Source organism: Desulfovibrio cuneatus DSM 11391 (assembly GCF_000430005.1).
In the GTDB taxonomy this organism is placed as follows: domain Bacteria; phylum Desulfobacterota; class Desulfovibrionia; order Desulfovibrionales; family Desulfovibrionaceae; genus Frigididesulfovibrio; species Frigididesulfovibrio cuneatus.
The window spans coordinates 102,467-122,399 of the sequence record NZ_KE387017.1 but is presented as its reverse complement, the minus strand read 5'-3'; the positions used below and the strand labels follow the sequence as shown (position 1 = coordinate 122,399).

General features: G+C 53.0%; 14 protein-coding genes and 1 riboswitch. Of the genes, 7 read left to right on the top strand and 7 right to left on the bottom strand.

Annotation, left to right across the window (positions count from 1 at the left end):
• The first annotated feature begins 138 nt into the window (after positions 1-138).
• Together G497_RS0113145 and G497_RS0113140 are read left to right on the top strand one after the other, a co-directional pair.
• A complete protein-coding gene (locus G497_RS0113145; protein WP_027188490.1) occupies positions 139-1,068 on the top strand; it encodes a magnesium transporter CorA family protein in 930 nt (309 codons plus the stop codon).
• Between the two features lie 193 nt (positions 1,069-1,261).
• Positions 1,262-2,149 (top strand): flagellin N-terminal helical domain-containing protein, encoded by an 888-nt coding sequence (locus tag G497_RS0113140; RefSeq protein WP_027188489.1) that lies wholly within the window; start codon positions 1,262-1,264, stop codon positions 2,147-2,149.
• A 626-nt stretch (positions 2,150-2,775) separates the two neighbouring features.
• On the opposite strand, the gene thiD is transcribed toward G497_RS0113140, so the two are convergent.
• From thiD to G497_RS18255, 3 genes are all read right to left on the bottom strand, one after another.
• Positions 2,776-3,621, bottom strand: coding sequence for a bifunctional hydroxymethylpyrimidine kinase/phosphomethylpyrimidine kinase (gene thiD, locus G497_RS0113130; protein ID WP_051258126.1), 846 nt, complete (start codon positions 3,619-3,621; stop codon positions 2,776-2,778).
• Positions 3,622-3,761: 140 nt separating this feature from the next.
• A riboswitch (TPP riboswitch) is annotated at positions 3,762-3,861 on the bottom strand.
• A gap of 76 nt (positions 3,862-3,937) precedes the next feature.
• Positions 3,938-4,846: a DHH family phosphoesterase gene (locus G497_RS0113120; protein WP_027188487.1), complete on the bottom strand. Its 909-nt coding sequence runs from the start codon at positions 4,844-4,846 to the stop codon at positions 3,938-3,940.
• Positions 4,847-5,133: 287 nt separating this feature from the next.
• Positions 5,134-7,815 carry a hypothetical protein gene (locus tag G497_RS18255; protein ID WP_051258125.1) on the bottom strand — a complete coding sequence of 894 codons (2,682 nt, stop codon included), beginning with the start codon at positions 7,813-7,815 and terminating at the stop codon, positions 5,134-5,136.
• 27 nt (positions 7,816-7,842) lie between these two features.
• Between G497_RS18255 and G497_RS0113110 the strand changes: the two genes are divergently transcribed.
• Positions 7,843-8,208 (top strand): molybdenum cofactor biosynthesis protein MoaE, encoded by a 366-nt coding sequence (locus G497_RS0113110; RefSeq protein ID WP_027188486.1) that lies wholly within the window; start codon positions 7,843-7,845, stop codon positions 8,206-8,208.
• 952 nt (positions 8,209-9,160) lie between these two features.
• On the top strand, positions 9,161-10,051 hold the full coding sequence (locus G497_RS0113100; protein ID WP_027188484.1) for a flagellin N-terminal helical domain-containing protein: 891 nt from the start codon (positions 9,161-9,163) through the stop codon (positions 10,049-10,051).
• 326 nt (positions 10,052-10,377) lie between these two features.
• Here the strand turns inward: G497_RS0113100 and rnc are convergent, their stop codons facing one another.
• The gene (gene rnc, locus G497_RS0113095; RefSeq protein ID WP_027188483.1) at positions 10,378-11,064 is read right to left on the bottom strand and encodes a ribonuclease III; all 687 of its coding nucleotides are present in this window, start codon (positions 11,062-11,064) and stop codon (positions 10,378-10,380) included.
• 27 nt (positions 11,065-11,091) lie between these two features.
• On the opposite strand from rnc, the gene G497_RS0113090 reads away from it, so the two are divergent.
• From G497_RS0113090 to G497_RS0113080, 3 genes are all read left to right on the top strand, one after another.
• Positions 11,092-13,221 (top strand): acetate--CoA ligase family protein, encoded by a 2,130-nt coding sequence (locus G497_RS0113090; protein WP_027188482.1) that lies wholly within the window; start codon positions 11,092-11,094, stop codon positions 13,219-13,221.
• Positions 13,222-13,313: 92 nt separating this feature from the next.
• Entirely contained in the window at positions 13,314-14,378 is a 1,065-nt protein-coding gene (locus G497_RS0113085) for a phosphotransacetylase family protein (RefSeq protein ID WP_027188481.1), read from the top strand.
• Between the two features lie 74 nt (positions 14,379-14,452).
• Positions 14,453-15,631 (top strand): MFS transporter, encoded by a 1,179-nt coding sequence (locus G497_RS0113080; protein WP_169727007.1) that lies wholly within the window; start codon positions 14,453-14,455, stop codon positions 15,629-15,631.
• Positions 15,632-15,738: 107 nt separating this feature from the next.
• On the opposite strand, the gene G497_RS0113075 is transcribed toward G497_RS0113080, so the two are convergent.
• The 3 genes from G497_RS0113075 to G497_RS0113060 form a co-directional block, all read right to left on the bottom strand.
• A complete protein-coding gene (locus G497_RS0113075; protein ID WP_051258124.1) occupies positions 15,739-17,535 on the bottom strand; it encodes a YcaO-like family protein in 1,797 nt (598 codons plus the stop codon).
• A gap of 25 nt (positions 17,536-17,560) precedes the next feature.
• Entirely contained in the window at positions 17,561-18,232 is a 672-nt protein-coding gene (locus tag G497_RS0113070) for a GntR family transcriptional regulator (RefSeq protein ID WP_027188478.1), read from the bottom strand.
• Between the two features lie 269 nt (positions 18,233-18,501).
• Positions 18,502-19,899 carry a Na+/H+ antiporter NhaC family protein gene (locus tag G497_RS0113060; RefSeq protein WP_027188477.1) on the bottom strand — a complete coding sequence of 466 codons (1,398 nt, stop codon included), beginning with the start codon at positions 19,897-19,899 and terminating at the stop codon, positions 18,502-18,504.
• Positions 19,900-19,933 lie beyond the last annotated feature (34 nt).

Below are 19,933 nucleotides of genomic sequence, written 5' to 3'. Positions count from 1 at the left end.
CAGGTGCCACCCTACATAACAGGAAGTGGCACCTGCTTTTTCTATACAAGAACCGTCTGTTCGCGTACTTTTTACAGTACAATTGCTCTGGGGCTGGCCGTCCCCGCAAAAAATCAAAAGAGCCAAAAGGACCACCGCATGATACATACATCGCCAGTAAGCTCTTTGCTTTATGAACCCCTGGAACCCCCAGCACCACAGACATGGATACAACTCACCGACCCCACACAGGAAGAATGTGACGCCCTGGTGAAGAAAATCGGCCTTCCCATTGGCTTTTTGCTGGCCGCAGCAGACATAAACGAGCACCCCCGCTTTGAACAACAAGGAGTATTCAGCCACATTCTGTTGCGTGCTTCGTTACGGGAAACCGCAAAAACCAAAATGCCCTTCACCACCCATCCCATCAGCATTATTCTTGCCCCCACTGCCATTATCACAGTGTGTGCAAAACCTAACCTGGTGGAAGCCCTTCTGCAACAAAAAGTCCGGCTTATATCTGAAAATGCTACCTACAGTGTGCTGCTGGCCCTTATTTTTCGCATTGGCACCGAATTTATCCGGCACATACAGCAAATGATTGATGCCTCCGAACATGTTGAGCACACCTTGCAAAAGTCTATGCAAAATAAAGAATTACTCAGCCTGCTGCACATGGAAAAGTCCCTTATCTACTTCCTGACTTCCCTGAGAGGAAACTGCGGCATTATTGACGAGCAACTGAAAGAAAACCACCTGCCCCTTAGCCCCAAAGAACATTCCCGTATGCAGGCTGCCTTTACAGAAATGCGCCAGGCAAGCGACATGGGCGACGTGTTCAGCCAGATTCTTGGCAGCCTGGGCGACACCTTTGGGGCTATCGTTTCCAACAACCTGAACAAGGTAATGAAGGTACTTACTGCCTTGACCATTGTGCTGATGATACCCACCCTGGTGGCAGGCGTGTATGGCATGAACGTGCCCTTGCCCATGCAGGACCACCCCACTGTATTTATCTGGATAAGCGGGGGAACAACACTTTTTTCCCTGGCAATTGGGTATTTTTTTTGGAAAAAAAACTGGATGTAAGCAAGTATTGATTAACTTATCAAGACATTTCATGCAGATACAGACGACTCCCCCTTGTACATTGTTTTTACTTACCCCCTAAAGCCTTATGGGACACGGCCGATAAGGGAGTTAAGTGAAAAATAGCCAGAAGGAGGTTACCAACCTGGAGTTATGGCGCAGGGCAATATGATTCGTTCAAGGAGGAATGATCATGGCTCTTAGCATTAATTCCAACATGATGGCTGCCAATGCGGCAAGAAACCTTGGGAATTCATACAATGCACTGGCTACCTCTGTGCGCCGCCTTTCATCTGGGCTGCGTGTTGGGCAGGCATCTGACGATGCCGCCGGTCTTGGTATTCGTGAATTGATGCGTGCAGACATTGCATCCATCAATCAGGGCGTGCGTAACGCCAACGACGCTATTTCCCTTATTCAAACCGCCGACGGTGCCATGGGTGTTATCGACGAAAAGCTCATTCGCATGAAAGAACTGGCTACGCAGGCAGCCACGGGTACTTACAACTCAGACCAGCGTCTTATGATTGAATCTGAGTACCAGGCCATGGCCTCGGAAATTACCCGTATTGCCAGCGGAACCTCGTTCAACGGGGTATTCCTGTTGAATGGCAACCTGAGCAGTGCCACCTCAACCATTGACCAGATGAAGTCTACTGGCAAATTGCTTGTGCACTTCGGGCCAAGCAACGACTCAACTTCAGACTTCTACTTCGTGCAAATTGGCACTGCAACGGCCTCAGCTCTTGGTGTTGGCAACAACTCCGGTGGCACGGCAGCATCAGTTTCCACGCAGCAAGCCGCTCAAAACGCACTGAAAGGCCTTAATGATGCCATTACCGCCAAGGACAAGATTCGCGCCAGCCTTGGGGCAATGCAAAACCGCCTGACCAGTACCGTAAGCAACTTGCAGATTCAGGCTGAAAACCTGCAAGCCGCTGAATCCCGCATCTCTGATGTGGACGTTTCTTTGGAAATGACACAATTTGTACGCAATCAAATTCTGTCCCAGTCTGCTGTGGCTATGCTTTCCCAGGCAAACAGCCTGCCAAGCATGGCACTGCGTCTTATTTCCGGCTAGAGCAATTTCCTGTAAATTGTCTCTGGAGTGTGCGTAAGCACCCACCCGCACCAACGGTAGCCGCACAACGTATGTGCTGGAACACACCACTGAATGCGAGCCGTTACCCCTGAAAAACTTCTTTCATGGGGACTCTGCCAGGGAGCTTAGTAACAATAGCAGGTTCATTTGCTCCCGGGGGTGTTTACCCCCTGCCACACAAACGGCACATAGCGCAGCCTAACCACTGTACTGCATGCCCTGCCTGTGGAACACGCCAGAGAATAAGAAGACAATACCGTTTTCAAGAAACATTACATACACACGCCTTGCGCCCCAAGGCGTAATTCTCCTTCAAGGAATAGCGTTTTTCACTTTGTGACCCTACACTCCCAAAAAAGCCACCGTAAGGTGGCTTTTTTGGTGGTTGTGACTCTTTTCCGCTCGGGCTGCGTTGAGATGTATGGGCAGCACGCCGCAAAACGGAATAAATCAGCGGTCACTATGGAAACACTGATTTAATGACACTGGGGAAACGCTCAGTTATTTCGTTTGGCAAGGCGCGATGTTTTTTTGCAAGGGCGGGCCGGGCTCTTTGGCCCTGCCCCCGTTGCAAAAATGCAAGCAACGCCGCAAAACGGAATAAATCAGCGTTTCCTGAGCCAGGCCATGTGGTTAGGGGGGCCAGCCCCAATACCTGGGGCATAGGCTGCTCCCAACGTTATGCTTAAAAATTCCTGGGCCTGCATCACAGCAGAATGCACATTCAGGCCAGCCCCCAGCCCAGTGGCCAGGGCTGCCGCCAGGGCGCAGCCAGTGCCATGGTTATTGGCCGTTTCCACCCGCTTATGCACAAACGGGATTATGGTGCCATCAGGCAGCCCAAGCCAGTCGGTTATTTGCCCCTGCCCGGCAAACTCTTCCAGGTGCCCGCCCTTTAACAGCACAGCCTTTGCCCCCATGCCCAGTAGTTGCCTTATGGGTGCTTCAATATGGGCTGAAGAACCAATGCGTTGCCCGGTAAGGGCTTCCGCTTCCGGCACATTGGGGGTAAGCACATCAGCCAGGGGCACAATGCGGGTTCGCAGGCACTCCAGTGCCCCTGCTTCCAACAGAGCATGACCTGACTGGCTTACGCACACCGGGTCTACCACCAATGGGTACGTGCGGCAGGCCAGGGCAGGGGCTAACGCTTCCATAACTTCCCGCGTTGCCAGCATACCTGTTTTGGCAGCCTGAACAGAAAACCCTTCTTGCACAGCGGCAAGTTGCTGCAACACAAAATCCGGGGGGGTTACCTGTACCCCGCTCACCCCTGCCCCGTTCTGGGCAGTAAGGGCAGTAATAACAGTAACCGCAAAACCACCAAGGACACTGATGGTTTTAATATCGCCTTGAATGCCAGCACCCCCGCCAGAATCTGAACCGGCAATACTGAGTATAACAGGACTGCTGGTTGCCCTTGGGTGTAGCGCCTTTGTACTGTTACTCATAAAGACCTTCCTGCTGTAAAATTCCTCGCAGCGTTGCTGCCTGGTCAGTAACCGCATACAGCGCAGTCTGCGGAAGTGTCATGCTCATCACTCGCTCCTTTAAAAACATGAAAGCCCGTTCGTAAGGAACGGGCTTTCATGAGGTCTGAAAAACGCTTCCCTACGGCAGTATCACCTGCGTCAGGTTCAAGGGGTCTGGCATTTGCCACTCTCAGCCCTAAGGCTCCCCCAGCATCATGGAAAAAGTAAATACACTGAAAATAGAGCGTTAAACGCCACAACATTCAAGCCAATTCAGTAATCCTCAATCAGCGGATTATTGTTGCAATACAGCCAGAATTTCTTCCTGCACGCGCACTGCCTGGTCGTTTTCCACCTGGCAGGTTCCCACCCGCAAGTGGCCACCGCCGCCATATTTCAACATAAGGGCACCCACATCTGCCGTAGCAGTGCGGTTCAAAATGGAATAGCCCACGGTAAATACCGTGTTCTGCTGCTTCAGCCCCCACATAGTCTGCACGCTTATGTTGCACTCCGGGTACAAGGCATACAAAGTAAAACGGTTGCCGGTAAAAATTTCCTGCTCGTTGCGCAAGTCTACCATTACCACGTTCCCGTGCACAGTGGAGCAGCGCTTCAACATGGCAGCAAAGGCCTTTTGCTGGGTAATGTAACGGTCTACCCGCTCTTTCACATCAGGAATGGCAAGAATTTCTTCTGCTGTCATCATGGAGCAGTAGTCAATCATGTCCAGCATAAGCTGGTAATTGCTAATACGGTAGTCGCGGTAGCGCCCAAGGCCTGTGCGAGGGTCCATAATGGCACCCAAAAGTACCCAGCCGGTGGGGTTCAGTACTTCATCCAGGCTCAGGTCGCCGCTATCCACCTTGTCAACATACAGCAGCATAGTATCAAAAAACGTATCGAAACGTTCATGGCCGCCAAAATATTCCCAAATAACACGGGCACAACTAGGTGACCCCTTGGAAAGGCCTTTGTAGCTGAATTCGCCAAGGCGGTCTTGTTCACTTTTGTGATGGTCAAACCACATGCCACAACCAGGCACAAAAGGCACGTTGGCAAGAATATCAGAAGAAGAAACTTCCACCAAACCGTCTTGCAGGTCTTTGGGGTGGGCGAACTTGTAACTGTCTATCATGCCAATATGTTTCAACAGCACGGCACAGGCAAGGCCGTCAAAGTCGGAACGGGTAACAAGACGCATAATCCTTCCTCTCTATCGTTTGCGCTGGTTCCCGTACACACCGGGAAACATGCGGTTGGTTGCAACTAATGCGTTTCGGTGTGAAACGCTCTGAAAAAACCATCGGGTTCATACACTATACCGCAAAAATCAAAATTGGGAAACATTTTCCACGCTGATGGGTTGACGGTTTTTTGCACGCCTCTCAAAATTACCCACCTCTTCCCCCAAAAAACACCCCCAGCCTGTGCGCACAGACTGGGGGTGTAACGGGTTCCTGTACCCCACCAGGGGCGTAAGGGGTAATACTATTTTTTTGCGGCGGCCTGCTTGCTCTGCCCACGCTGCACATCTTTCTTTCTTTTTTCCAGGCGTGTTTCTTCTTTTTTCTTGGCCTTGGCAAACACTTTTTCACGAATGGCCTCAAAACGCAGGGCCGTTCGCAGCCCGGCCACAGCAATGGCCACAATGGTAATGAAAAAGAACAGTACCTTTTGCACTTGCCAGCGTTGTTTGCTGGCAACGGAAACCACCATGTCCATGCCAATTTTGTCACCATATACCAGCAAAAGAGGCAACAACACAAAAATGGCAATAAGGCCCACAAGCTCAATCCAGAAAAACGTTTCTAACAATGAAAGCAGGAACAATGTGGCATCACGAATAATGCGTAAAAACCGCATGCGGCTTTCCAGGCGCTTCATGCGCTCTGCTTCTTCCCCCACAAGAATCTGTGCTTTCTTGAATGTTTCTGCGGTTTGAAAGCCATTACGCATGGCCCAGTTAAGTGATTCCACACTCTTGTTATACTGTCGGGTAAAATCTGCCATGACCCGCTGGAACGGAAACCAGGCCGACTCTTCGCGTATGGTTTGCAGCCGTTCAACATACTTGGTGAATTCATCCTTATAGCGCTTTGCTTCCTGCCGGATGTGGCTTTGCAGGTCGCGTTCTATGCGCACCCTGCCATAGGCAATGGACTGGTATGCCACATAGTTTTTATACTGGGTAACTGCCATAAGTTTTTGAATGCGTTCTGCCGTAGCTTCGGCAAAGGCGTTGCCAGGCATAAACCAGCTCACCAGCTCATCTTGCAGGTGTGCCAGCCTGCTTTCTTCCTGTTCCACCCGCGCTTCCATACCGGCCCAAAGCCCCAGCAAGCAGGAAAACACGTGAATGCTACCCCGCTCTATTTCCGGGTCAATAAGGAACTTATTAAAATAGTTGCCGTTTTGTTCCACAAGCGCCGTTAGGGGGGGCAGGGCAAGTTCGGAAAAACCGCGCTTGATATCACACACCACAATGCGCTGTTCCAGCATACTCCAGGCAGGGGTCATAAGCTTGGCAGCTTCATACATTTGCCTGGCCTGGAGCAAATTCCCCTGAAATTCTTCGACCCGTGCCTGCAAAAAAACGTGCCAGGCCTGAATAACAGGAAACGTACTGTACACTTCCGCTTCTTTCCACAATTGTGCAGCCTTGGTATAGTCGCCCTGTTCCAGGGCCACAAAGCCACGCAAGGAAGCTATGCGAAAATCCTTGGGAAAGCGGTGGGAAAGCCCTTGCAGCTCCTTGTCAAGCGCAGCGGGTTCACGTTCTGTAAAGCTCAGCAGCAAAGGCCACAAGGGGCTGTCATCTTCCGGCGCGGGCTGTTCTGCCAGGGCTTTGGCCATGTCTTTGCCGCGCAGCCGCCAAAAAATGCTGATGGACCGCAGTTGCGTGGGCCAGGCAATATCATAAAACGCCCGAACCATGGTGCCACAAGGGGTCATTTCTGCAGCAAGCTGCTGCATGGTAGGTGGCTCTTCCTTGGCAAACTGCGCATCAATTTCCTTTACCGCCACCATCATATCAGTAAAGCTGAAGGTTGCCATTTCATTCCACACCTTACCGTCATGGGCAGGCATGGTGCGGCTAGGGCATTCTGCGGTAATGTGGCTGCGCTGCCCACAATAAAAACATTGTGGGTTTGCACCCATCATGCTACTTGGCAAGAGTTGGGGCAATGGCGTGCCAGAGCTTTTTTCGTCCGAACGCAACGTAATGCTGCACCAGTCATCTGAAGAATGAGAACTTGCAGCAAACCGTGCCGGGTGGAACACAAATTCGTCCCCAAGCAACAGGGCGTTGCGCATGGCGGTGTAAGGATAATCCGGACTCAATTGGTCCCAATCTATTCCCACCCGCTGGGGCAGGTCGTCAGTATAGTTCACGCCCTTTTTGTCAATAATGGCTTGCACACAAGGCCAGTAGTGGTCTGGGTTTTCTGCCTTCAGCCTGTCTACCAGGGCAAGATATTCCTGGCACCAGCTTTTGAACTGGCGGAGCCCGTCCAGCGGGAAGGTAAGATAATAGTTGTGCAGGCTAAAGCGCAGTTTGTTGCGGCGGAGCAAGTTTTCCACATGGCCAAAAAATTCCCGCCACCCGGACTGAAAGGCTTTATCCAGGGGGTTGCCCACAGGGTGCACAATAGCATACCAGGCAAAGGAAGATTGGTATGGCAGCCTGGCGTCTGCATCAAGCAGGCCCCAGGTATTGGCAGCCATGCCGGGCAGGCCTGGTGTTTCCTTCATGGAAATACCGGGCAGGGCGGCCAGGGCCAGGGTAGCAGCCCCATGCACCCACACCTGAAATGTTGAGGGCATGGCAAACGTTTGCTGCCACAATGGTTCATCAAAAATAAGCATTCTGCGCTGGGCCGTGTCTACTTGCAGCCGGGCAGGAAATATTTGCATAGCTGCCCGTGGGCTGTTAAACCTAGCCCAAACAGAAAGCCGCGCCGCAGAAAGAAAAACGTCCTGGGTAAAAAAGAACCAAAGACTTTGGCCCTGGCTACCAACAATGCATACGCCACCATAGTCTGCCAGGGTTTGTTCCAAAATGGTGTTAAGCTCACCCTGCCAAACAAGCCACAGGCAATACCCGTCAGCGCGCATCTGCGCTTCCGTTACATTGGGAAGCTGTTTTCGCAATTCAGCCAATGCTTTCATACACTATCATCCTAGGAGGATACAGCCATGGACATCAACAAAACGCTTGCAGAGTTAAAAAAAGAACCCGGCTTTGCCGACCAAGTCGGCATGGTGCTGATCCATAACGGTGTTGTACGTGGTTTTTCCCGCAACGACCATAAAGCTGTTACCAGCATTACAGTAGAGCCTGACATGGACAAAATCCATGCCATTTGCCGGGAAAAAGAAAAACAGCCTGGCATTTTCCGCATTGTTGCCCAATGCAAATCCGGAATGCTCAAACCTGGTGACGACGTAATGCTTCTTATAGTGGCTGGCGACATACGCGAGCACGTAAAGCACACCCTTGCCGACCTGCTTGATACCATAAAAAGCGAAGCCGTATTCAAACAAGAAGTCTACATGGAATAAGGTAAGGCGTGCCGCGCACGGTGCGACCAAGGCCTACACGAAAACCTTTACCACCTGAAATAGTCGTTTAACGGCGAACAAAGCTCACCTACGCCTGTTTTGTGGCAATGATTTTTCGTTATACTCCTTGCAGAGCAACCAACTCATTTCATTTGTTTATTGCTCCCACCGTGCGCGGGAATATTTTCCATGCATTGAAAAACATGCAATATTCACGCCATAAGGGCTATTGAACTAAAACGCGACTTTGGCTTAAGGGAAGGTACCCGCCAGGGGTAATAAAGAGATGAGCAAAACAGGCGCACCCAACCCAGGCCAGAGAAATATTGACTGGCATTCCAAGGGGGCATACATTATATAAAGCTCCCTCAATATCAACAGCTTATTCCATTGTGCCGGGTAGCGCAAGCATTAGGGGTACACGTAATATGTGTTTCCCTGATGCTTGCGCTACCCGGCACAGCGGTTCTGTCTGTTCCGTGCCTATTCTCCCGCCCACCAAGCATGGTGCCTTGTAGCAGCACCACCTCTTCCTTATTATAAAGAGAAGTTCCAGCCAGCACGACCTGCGCATGTCAAAAAACCGCCAGATAACAGGGCAATTATGGCTTTCTTGCCCTGGCTTTATAGCCAGAACAATTTCTGCGCGCTCATAAAAGGCACCCCAAGTTCCTATGCTGTGTTCCCCGTTTCCTTAAATTGGCTAAGACGCTGTTCACCCTGCCCCCCCCCTGAACCATTCAAGGCAACAACCTGAATATGCAGGCTATTCGCACCGGTAACGAGCATTTGGGTTGTCAAAAAATCAGGTAAAAATTTCCCCTTTTCCAGGCTTCCAGGCTCAGGCCGAAAACTGTAAAAACTTAACATGCTGATTTTACGTATATTTTTTATTTTGGCATCGTACTTGCTAACCAAAGGCATCGAAACCCTTTTACGGAGGACTCACACAATGTCTTTGGTCATAAACCACAACATGATGGCAATGAACTCTGCTCGTAACCTTGGCGCCAGCTACGCACGCCTTGCAACTTCAACCCGTCGCCTTTCTTCCGGTTTGCGCGTGGGCACCGCTGCGGATGACGCAGCAGGCCTGGCCATTCGGGAACTCATGCGGGCTGAAATTGCCAGCATGAACCAAGGCATTCGTAACGCCAACGATGCCATTTCCCTTATTCAAACGGCTGACGGCGCCCTGGGTGTTGTTGACGAAAAGCTCATTCGTATGAAAGAGCTTGCAGAACAAGCAGCTACCGGTACCTACAACTCTGACCAGCGTTTGATGATCGAATCTGAATACCAGGCCATGGCTTCAGAAATTACCCGAATCGCCAACGCCACCGACTTTAACGGCATTTACCTGCTCAACGGGAACCTTTCCGGCGACAACCACGACGGGAGCGGTTTGAGCGCCATAGGGAAACTGAAAGTTCACTTTGGTACAGGGAACGATTCTGCCGAAGACTACTACTACATCAAAATCGGCAACTCCACAGCTTCCGCCCTTGGTGTTGGCAACCAGTCTGCTGTTGGCCCAGGCTTCACCATTTCCACCCAACAAGCAGCCCAGCAATCCTTGACAGCCCTGAACGAGGCCATTATCTCCAAAGATAAAATTCGTGCCCACCTTGGTGCTGCCCAAAACCGCTTGGAAAACACCATCAGCAACCTGCAAGTGCAGGCTGAAAACCTCCAGGCAGCAGAATCGCGCATTTCCGACGTGGACGTTGCCACTGAAATGACCGAATTTGTGCGCAACCAGATTCTTTCCCAGGCAGCCACAGCCATGCTGGCCCAGGCAAACTCCCTGCCAAAAATGGCAATGCAGCTCATTCAAGGCTAACGCGCGCCCATTGGCTGAGGCAGACCGAAGACATACACTGCGGGGGCAAGCTTTCCCTTGCCTTCGCAGTGTAATGATACGGCACAGCCTGCAAAGCCACAGGCGCGCCGCCGCCAGCGTGGTGGCGGTGCGAAACGTCCACCGGACAAGACATCCGGTCAGGCTTTTCGCACCCAACCCAAGCCCGGTGTATTTTTTGAGCGAGCACATTCACTTTAAGAAAAACTATTCTCAAAACGTAACGCACGCTTGCTTTGGTGCTTAACGCGCAAATACGTGTACTGGAACATTTTCAAAGCAAACTGTTCTCGTTCGGTTTACCTTTTTTAGCCCGCAGCCCCAAGCGCTTCCAGCGCCTTTTGGGCCGCATGCTGTTCTGCCCGCTTCATGCTGGAACCAGTAGCAACAAACTGGGTGGCATCTGGCAGGGTAAGTGCCACCGTAAACACCTTAGCGTGTTCTGGCCCTTGGCTGCTTTCAAGCACATACATGGGCCTGTCCTTAAAAAGCCGCTGGCATTCTTCCTGCAAGCTGCTTTTGGGGTCTTTATTTTTATTCACCCGCTGTTCAGCGGGCCAGCGCGCAGCAAAAAGGTGCAACACAACCTTGTGCGCGGCAGCAAACCCACCATCCACATACACAGCTCCCAGCACCGCTTCCAAAGCGTCGCCCAGCAATGAGGCGCGTACCCTTCCCCCTTGCCCTTCTTCTCCTTTCCCTAAAATAAGTACTGTATCCAAGCCAATTTTACGGGCAAGTCCAGCTAACACTTCCTGGTTTACCATTTTTGAGCGCATGGCCGTTAATTGCCCTTCACGTGCCAAAGGAAAACGGTTATACAGTTCTTGTGAGACGCAAAGCTCAAGCACAGCGTCGCCCAAAAACTCCAACCGTTCGTTATGGGTTTCAAAACCCGCAAGCTCGTTGGCAGCAGAACTGTGTGTTAACGCCTGCACCAGCAACGCGGGGTCTGAAAAGTCATACCTTAGCGCCTGGCGTATTTGTTCCACCATATTGTCACCTTGTCATTCGAGACCACAATGCTTACCCATAAAAACACCAGCGCACTGTTTACCCCCCACACCATTGCTGTGGTGGGTGCTTCGGCCACACCGGGGAAAATTGGGAATATTGTTGTTAAAAATCTTCTTTCCGCAGGGTTTTCTGGGCACATTTTGCCCATAAATCCCAAAGAGGGCAGCATACTCAGTCTGCCCACTTTTAGCAACATTGCAGATATTCCGGCCCAGCACAGGCCCCTGGACCTTGCCGTTATCTGCCTGCCTGCCGCCAACGTGCTGGCCGCCATACACCAGTTGGGTGAACAGCACACACGCGCTGCCATTATTATTAGCGCAGGGTTTAAAGAAACTGGCGGCCCCGGTGCAGCCCTTGAACTGGAAATAAAACACGCAGCGGAACACTATGGCATGGCCGTGCTTGGCCCAAACAGCTTTGGCCTGGCTAACACGGCTAGTGGCATGAACGCCACCTTTGCCAAAGATTCGCCGCTGCCTGGGAACATTGGCTTTTTCTCGCAGTCCGGGGCTTTTTGCGCCGCCATGTTTGACTGGGCAAAAGATGAAAATATCGGGTTTTCTTCCTTTGTCAGCCTTGGCAACAAAATGGCCCTTGATGAATCCGACGTGCTGGCCCACATGACTGAAGACCCTGCCACAAAAGTCATTGTAGGCTACCTGGAAAGCATTGAAAGCGGCACCCGTTTTTTGCATAACGCCCAAAAGGCCACTCGCAAGAATCCGGTTATTTTGCTCAAAGCCGGGCGCACCCCGGCAGGCGCACGGGCTGCTTCTTCCCACACCGGGGCACTTATTGGGGAAGACATGGCCTTTGAAGCTGCTTTTCGCCAAACAGGCGTTATTCGTGCCCACAGCATGGAAGGGCTGTTTACCATGGCCCAGGGCTTTGCCTGCCAGCCCCTGCCCAAAGGGCCGGGCATTGCTGTGGTTACCAATGCAGGCGGCCCTGGCATTATTGCAACAGACGCCTGCACCGCAGCAGGCCTGACCCTGGCCCGCTTTGCCCCTTCCACCATTGAGCGGTTAAAGGGTATGTTACCAGCCTATGCTTCTGTATTTAACCCGGTGGATGTGGTGGGGGACGGCACAGCAAAAAACCTGGCCGATGCCCTGGCCGTGGTGCTGCAAGACCCCAATGTACACATGGCCCTGGTGCTTGCCGCCCCAACGGCCCGCATTCCGGTGGAAGACGTGGCAGCCTGCGTGAGCGAAGCCATTAAAGGCTGCGAAAAACCCATTTTTGCCTGCCTTATGGGGGGCAATTCGGCTGAACCGGGCAAACGCCTGTTTGCTGCCAACAACATACCCTGCTTTGCCTTTCCTGAACCTGCCATTGACGTTATGGGGGCCATGTACCGCCATAGCCAGTGGCGGGAAACACCCCCGCCAGTGGAAGTAAACTACCGCCGCGACCTTTCCCGAGCCCGCAAAGAAGTGGATGCAGCCCGCGACCAGCCTGGACTGGAAGTTGTTGAATTTCAGGCATTGGGCATTTTAAGCGCATATGAAATGCCCATGCTGGAATCAAAACTGGCCCGCACCAGCGATGAAGCCTGCCACATTGCCAAACAACTTGGCTTGCCCGTGGCCTTAAAAATTGCCTCCCCCCAAATTTCCCATAAAACCGACGTAGGCGGGGTGGTGCTGCACTTGGATTCCCTGGAAAAAGTGCGGGCAGCGTTTATAGACATTACCAACCGTGCCACCCGCATGCGGCCTGAAGCCTACATAGCCGGGTGCCTTGTGCAGGCCATGGCCCCGGCAGGCGCACGCGAAGTGATTATTGGCTTCAAGCGTGACAGGCTTTTTGGCCCCATGGTCATGTTTGGCCTTGGGGGTATTCATGTGGAAACCTTCAAAGACATTTCCAGCCGCCTTGCCCCCCTTTCCCTGGAAGACGTGCATGATATGGTACGGGAAATCAAGGCATTCCCCATTTTGGCAGGCATGCGCGGCCAAAAGCCCGTCAAATTCACGGCCATTGAAGATATTTTACTCATCATGTCCAAACTGGCACTTGATTTTCCTGAAATTGAAGAAGCCGAATGCAACCCGGTGCTGGCAGACGAAAACGGAGCCTACGTGGCTGACATACGTTTGGTTCTTGCCCGCAAGCAACCCTTGGCGTAATGTGGACAAACACGTTCCAACACCCCCCCTGCCGGCAACCTGCTTGCTACAGGAAGTTATGATACCGCAGGCATAATGCGAAGGAGAATTCTATGGCAACTGGTTTGTATATTGGCTCAACCAGCCCCTACGCCGGAAAAAACATGCTCAGCCTTGGCATTGGCTTACGGCTACAGAAAGAAGGCCTGCGCCTTGGGTACATGAAACCTGTGGGGGCCGTTCCGGGTGAGCATGAAGACACCATGGTGGACGAAGACGCCTGTTTTGTGCAGGAAGTGCTGGGCCTGGAACAGCCCAAAGACCTGGTAAACCCGGTGCTTATTACCCAAGATTTTAAAATGCGCGCCTTTAGCGGGCAAGAAGACAACCACCTGGAACGCATTGGCAAGGCATACAAAACCCTTTCTGCCAATACAGACATGATGCTTGTTTCCGGTTCCGGGCACATGATTTCCGGCAAATACTGCGGGCTGGACAGCTTCAAAATTATACAAGAACTGGGGCTGAAAGTTGTTGTTATTGACAGGCTGAATTTTGAGCTGAACTACGATGTGCTTATTGCCTACAAAGAAGCCCTGGGCGATGCCATGCTGGGGGCTGTTATCAACGATATCCCTGCCTCCTTCATGAACGAAGTCACAAGTGTGGTGCAGCCCTTTTTAGAGCGCAAGGGCATTCCTGTGCTGGGTATTTTACCCCACGACCCCCTCATGAGTTCCATTTGCGCAACAGACCTTGCCCGCTGCCTTGGGGGCAGGCTGGTAACGGCCCAGGAAAAGGCCAATGGCATGGTGGAAAGCTTTCTTATTGGCACCATGCAGGTAGAAAACTTCATGACCCATTTTCGCCGCCATTCCAACGCCGCCGTGCTGGTAGGGGGCGACAGGGCCGACGTGCAACTAGTTGCCATTGAAGGCAACTGCCCCTGTATTGTGCTTACCGGCAACCTGTACCCCAACGACATTATCCTTTCCCGTGCGGAAACTCTTGGGGTGCCCATTATTATGGTGCGCGACGACACCTATTCCGTAGCCAAAAAAATGGAAGCACTGCTCACACGCCACAAACTGCGCGATATTATTAAAATTCGCCAGGGCGCCCAGCTTATCAGTGCCAACCTGGACTTTATTGCCTTGCGCAAGGGCCTTGGGCTGTAACCACACTCAACCATAATGCCCTGTCAGTGCAGTTTCATGTTGAAATGGCATTGGCAGGGCATTCTTTTTTTACCATGACTACCCCCCCTCCCTTCCAAAAGCCCGCAACGTTCCGCCAGGCCCTGCCCTGGATAAGCCTTGTGGCCTTCATGTTTGTGTTCAGCTACCTGAACCGCGCCGTCTTCGGGCCGCTCCTGGGATTTATTGAACAGGAAATGGACCTTTCCCACAGTGAGTCCACCCTGTTCCTGCTGTATATTGCCATTGGCTATGCCTTAAGCGTGCTGGCTTCTGCCATTACCTGCTCCCTTATGCGCCCCCGCCACATGGTAGGCCTTGCCACCATTGCCAGTGGTATTACCCTGATGGTGCTTTCCCAAACCCACGGCAAGGGCATGCTTTCCATTCTGTTTTTTCTGGTAGGGGTAGCCAGCGGCCACTACTTTACCGCTGGGCTTTCCGTGCTGCGCAGCCTTTCCCACCCGGAAGCTTGGGGCAGAACCATTGCCGTGCATGAACTTGGCCCCAACGCAAGCTTTATTCTGGGCCCGCTGCTTGCCGCAGCCAGTGCCACCCACTTTGGCTGGCGCGCCACAGTGTTTGGCCTTGGGGCTGCCGGGGTTTTGGGGGGCATTTTTTTCCTGTACAAGGCAAAAGGCGGTTACGAAACGCCCATGCCCACGTCCTTCCGTGGCATGAAGCGCCTTCTGACAACCCCGGCCTTTTGGGTGGCTACCTGGTTGTTTGGCATGAGCGTGGCAGGAGAATTTGCTCCCTACAGCGTACTTGGCCTGCTGCTGCAAGATGAATTTGGCTTTTCTGCCGAAACTGCCGCTACCTTGCTGGGTACTTCCCGCATTGCCCCGCCCTTGCTGGTGTTGTATGGCGGCTACCTGGCGGAACGCATGGGGCCGGTAAAAAGCCTACGCCTGTGCCTGTGCCTGCATACCGCCAGCATGGCACTTATGACAGTGCCGTGGCTGCCAACCCTGACTGTGGGCATGTTCTTGCAGCCTGTGGCGGCTGCCCTGACCTTTCCCCCGCTGTTTTTGTACATTGCAGATCACTTTGACATACAGGAACAACCCCTGCTGTTTGCCATTATGGCCCCCCTTGCCTCCCTGTTCGGCTCCGGCCTTGTTCCCCAAATGCTTGGCCTGGCAGGCGACCTTGCCAGCTTCCGCCTGGGCTTTGCCATTATGGCCGTGTTTGTTGGGGCGGCGTTGCCGTTTGTACGCCATAAACACACGTAAAAATTTTATTGATTGTTATTGGGGGACACTGTCCCCCAATAAAACACCTCAAAACCACAAGGCCCTTGCACAACCAGTTGTGCAAGGGCCTTGTAATTTGCCTTCGTCTATTCTTCTGCAAACTGCCGCAGGTAATTTTCCCACAGCCTGTAAGGAATGCGAGAGAAAGTGTCGCGATCTGCCGCCAGTTCCATGCCCGACACAAAGGCCCGCACCACAGGAAATTGCAGTGTTTCATGGGTCATAATCACATACACGGGCATACGCCCGCTAGCGCACAGCACATCTTCCAAAAGGGCAAGGTCTGCTTCCGGGCTGCCAAGGCTATGGTTTGGCAGGCTGTCCACATCGCACTGGGGTACCCCGCGCAGCATGGGGCCGGAAGGACCACCGCCGGGGAAGGGAAACGGCGTTTCCGTCAAGGCCGAAACAAGCGCCCGCTTGCCGTTCAGCCCTGCCCCAAACCCGCGCGCCACCTGCCCTTTGGGGCTCATGGCAAAACATTTGTATACGGGCACGCCCAAGGGGCCTGTCAAATTTTGTACATGCACATGAATACCGCACTGGCGGTAGGCTTCCAGCAGCCTGGCCAATTCAGGGTCATGCTCGGCGTGCAGGGTAAAGCACCCCTGCTTCACATAGGGGGTGGTGGCTTCGGCATCGCGCTCAATAATTTCCGTCAGTGCCGCCACCTTGGCTTCTGCAAGGGTATTGCCTGTGGCAATGCCTGTGGAACCCAAGGAGTCGAACAAATCTATTTCATCAAGGTTGCTAAACAGCGTCACCATTTGCAGGGGCACCCACACGGTCTGCCCGGTGGCATCCTGCCCTTCCACCCAGTGCAGCACGGGGTCGCCGCAGGGCGCTTCCAAGGGGTATTCCTGCGGGTTCAGGGCAAGGCGGCCCTGGGCCACAAGCTCACTGCGCCGGGCCTGAACAATGGGCATTGAACTGGCCCTGTGCAGCACCTGCCCCCCAGCCACACTCACATACAGGCTGGCCCGCTCCACCATTTCCATGAGGCAGGAAGCACGCGCAGCCCCTACATTCAGCCCCCGACCATACGTGGTGGCCTTGCCCTGTAAACCAAAGGCATGCCTGCCGCCTTCCACCTGCAAGCGCACCCGCCAAGGGCGCATCAAGGCCACCGGGCTTAGGGATGCCACGTGGCGCATTTCTTCGCCATCAATAATACCGCACTCTTCCAGGCGCTGGGCCGCAAGGGCGGCAGTTTCTTCCGCCGGGGGGCGGGTGTACCCTGGCTTGCCCTGGAAGCGGGCTGCCACCGCTTCCCGTAATTGCGCCATGGGAGCGGCCAGAGGCGTGCGGAACACAGCGGCGCTGCCAGGAATTTGCGGCTGTTCAGTTGTTTGCTCCGGCTGTGTGGCTGGTTCCTGCGCATACAGGGGTGCAAGCCCTGTGGCCTGCGGTGCCACCAACAGGCGGTGGCCTGCCATATTTTCCGTAAACACCTTGCCCCAGGCCGCATGCAAGGGGCCATCTGCCAGGGTTTGCCAGCGCAATAACACCAGGGAGGTGGCTTCTTCACACACCACAGGGGGGGCAAGGCTGGCTTCCGCCTGCTCCCCTGGCCCCAGCAGAGCGGGCAGCAGGCTGGTTCCTTCTGCCGAAACCATAGCCAGCTCATGGGCAAACGCTACCAGGGGCAGTGGCAGTGGCTTTTCCTCTGTGCCCGCTTCCCGCATGGCAGCAAAGGCAAAGGCCACATCAGCCATGGGCAGGTTGCTGCACACATGCAGGGCATGGCGGCGCATAAAGCTGTCGTGCGGGTGGGCGGCAAGGAAAGCCAGCAGTTGCGGCACGTTCAGGGGAGTTTCCGGCTCACAGGAAAAATAGCCGGTGGTGGCTTCTGTTTGGCTATGGGCATATACATACTGCATCATGCTGCAATCCATCCTGAGGCAAAAATCAGCTTACTTGATACGGCGGCACTACACACCCATACACCGACATTTGCACGCCAAGTTCTTTGTAGTGTTCACGAATGGCTACCTCCACCGTGTACGGGTGGCGTGTAACCAGGGCATCAAGGATGCGCTGGTGCCGGGCCACAATTTCTTCCACTGAAAAACACACGGGCCAATGGCGTAACAGCAAAAATTTAGACATGCGCTGGCACATGTTTCTGGAATAGTCGATAATGAGTTTGTTTTCTGTGTAACAAAGGAGTTTTTTATGGAAACAAATATCAATGCGGCTAAATTCTTTTGCATACTCAGCAGCTTGGTCCAGCCCTGCCATTTCTTGAATACAGGCCTGCAACTGGGCAAAATCGCATTCCGTAAACTGTTCCACACATGCCCCCACGGCAGCCCCTTCCAGCACGCCGCCTATATAGTAACTATCTAAAATTTCCTGGGAGGTAAGGGCCTTAATAAACTTGCCACGCTGTGGCAGATACACAATAAGCCCTTCCTTAGTAAGCATTTGCAAGGCTTCACGCACAGGGGCGCGGCTTATGGACAAAGCCGAGGCAAGGTGCACTTCATTCACTTTGTCGCCGGGCTTTAACGCACCGCTCAGCAACATTGCTTTTATATAGTTAATAATTTGTTCGCTGTACGTTTTTATCTGGCGCATACCGTTCCTGATAGTCTTGGGTAATGTCGATTTTTTATACAAGGTGCGGTTACCCATGGCACCCATTTACTTATAAATTCTAGCATAATCACAGAAGGTTGCCTAGTTCTTTGTTCTTCCGTATTCCCTGAACAGGCCACCATGCAAGGCAAGCGCAGGCTAACCAGCCTGCGCTTGCCACAAGGGAAAAAAGCAAAGAGTTTTAACCTGCAACACAAAATAGCGTGTTGCATGCCTGCCGCCAAGGCAGGCATGCAACAACCAGAACACTACTTGGCCACGTGTTCCTGTTCGTTCCCGCCAAACTTGCGGTTCCAGCCTGTGGCAATGGAAAAGAACAGCACAAGCAAGAGCGCCCATGAGTACGGGTTATAAAAAGCCACGGTAATGGAAGGGGCCGATATTTGGTACACTTCAGAAGCCGCAATAATAGCGGTATACCAGGCGGCAACAACTATGTGCCATGGCAGGGTGAAGAATATGGTACACACGGCGCAGTCCATAAGGTTTGCCCGCCGTGCCGGGGCAAGGTCAAACTTAACGCCCACAGGCCGCACAAGAGAAGGCCCCACCAAGAGTTCCGCCGGGGCATTGGCAGAAATGGGAATGGAAATCAGAATGGTGACCAGCACAATAAAAGACTCTGCCTGCCGCACCGTTTTCACAATAGCGCTTTCAGCCAGGGCCAGAATGCGCCGCATAATGCCGCTTTCCACAAGCACCTGGGTCACAGCAAGAATAAGAATAGCAAAAATAATTGCGCCCACAACACTGTTCACGCCGTCTTCAATAAGGCCTGTGGAGTCGCCCCGTTTGGCGGGAATGCTGAAGAGAGCTGTCAATTTGAGATTCCCGCTTACAATACCCACAGCAGCCGCAGTAATGTTGCCATAAATGAGCGATTCAATAATATGACGCCCTGCCAGGGAGGAAACCACAACTACCACCAGGGCCAGCAACATAAGCAAGCCACTGGAATTCAGGTTGGCATGTATTTCCGGCAATTTTGTCACTTCTCCGGAGCTGCCAAACAAAAGAAATACCACCGCCGTAAACGCCGCTGCTGTCATACACAGGGGGAAGCGGCTTCTTACCACATCCTGCATGGTTGCACCTTGTGTGAAGGCAGAAACGATGGTGGTATCTGAAACAGGGGCCAGGTTGTCGCCAAAGGCTGCGCCGGAAAGAATGGCAAGGGCCAGCATGGCCGGGTCTGCCCCCAAAAAATAGCCCGCCGGGTACAGCACAGGGGCCAAGGCAATGCATGTGCCCGTGCTTGAGCCCGTGCCAAGGGAAAACAGCATGGCAGCAAGAAACACCAGCAGCACAAAAATTGCTCCCTGCGCCCCTGTGGTCATACCCATCCACAGCAGGCCGTTCACCAGGCCCCCGGCTGTCATGAGCTTGCCAAAAACCCCGGCAAACAGCCACGCGGTCACAATAACAATACCCGTTTTATCCCCAATGCCCCGCATGATGGATTCGCAATAGTCTTTGGGGTTTTTGGCAAAAAATATGCCCACGGCAATGGCTATCCAAGCTGCGGCCCAAAAAGATTTTGTTCCGCCCCGCTCTGCCACGGAAAGCCAGATAAGCCCACCCACCATGATGACAAGGGGCACTAAGCCGCCCCAAAACCCACCACGCATTTTCAAGTCATTGTCCATCGATCGTTCCTTTTACTAAATTAGATAAACACCA

Bases quoted from the DNA above. Each gene is read 5' to 3' on its own strand.
- G497_RS0113100 (WP_027188484.1), top strand. From the start codon at position 9,161: ATGTCTTTGGTCATAAACCACAACATGATGGCAATGAACTCTGCTCGT.
- G497_RS0113145 (WP_027188490.1), top strand. From the start codon at position 139: ATGATACATACATCGCCAGTAAGCTCTTTGCTTTATGAACCCCTGGAA.
- G497_RS0113090 (WP_027188482.1), top strand. From the start codon at position 11,092: ATGCTTACCCATAAAAACACCAGCGCACTGTTTACCCCCCACACCATT.
- G497_RS0113110 (WP_027188486.1), top strand. From the start codon at position 7,843: ATGGACATCAACAAAACGCTTGCAGAGTTAAAAAAAGAACCCGGCTTT.
- G497_RS18255 (WP_051258125.1), bottom strand. From the start codon at position 7,815: ATGAAAGCATTGGCTGAATTGCGAAAACAGCTTCCCAATGTAACGGAA.
- G497_RS0113080 (WP_169727007.1), top strand. From the start codon at position 14,453: ATGACTACCCCCCCTCCCTTCCAAAAGCCCGCAACGTTCCGCCAGGCC.
- G497_RS0113140 (WP_027188489.1), top strand. From the start codon at position 1,262: ATGGCTCTTAGCATTAATTCCAACATGATGGCTGCCAATGCGGCAAGA.
- G497_RS0113120 (WP_027188487.1), bottom strand. From the start codon at position 4,846: ATGCGTCTTGTTACCCGTTCCGACTTTGACGGCCTTGCCTGTGCCGTG.
- G497_RS0113070 (WP_027188478.1), bottom strand. From the start codon at position 18,232: ATGCGCCAGATAAAAACGTACAGCGAACAAATTATTAACTATATAAAA.
- rnc (WP_027188483.1), bottom strand. From the start codon at position 11,064: ATGGTGGAACAAATACGCCAGGCGCTAAGGTATGACTTTTCAGACCCC.
- thiD (WP_051258126.1), bottom strand. From the start codon at position 3,621: ATGAGTAACAGTACAAAGGCGCTACACCCAAGGGCAACCAGCAGTCCT.
- G497_RS0113075 (WP_051258124.1), bottom strand. From the start codon at position 17,535: ATGATGCAGTATGTATATGCCCATAGCCAAACAGAAGCCACCACCGGC.
- G497_RS0113085 (WP_027188481.1), top strand. From the start codon at position 13,314: ATGGCAACTGGTTTGTATATTGGCTCAACCAGCCCCTACGCCGGAAAA.
- G497_RS0113060 (WP_027188477.1), bottom strand. From the start codon at position 19,899: ATGGACAATGACTTGAAAATGCGTGGTGGGTTTTGGGGCGGCTTAGTG.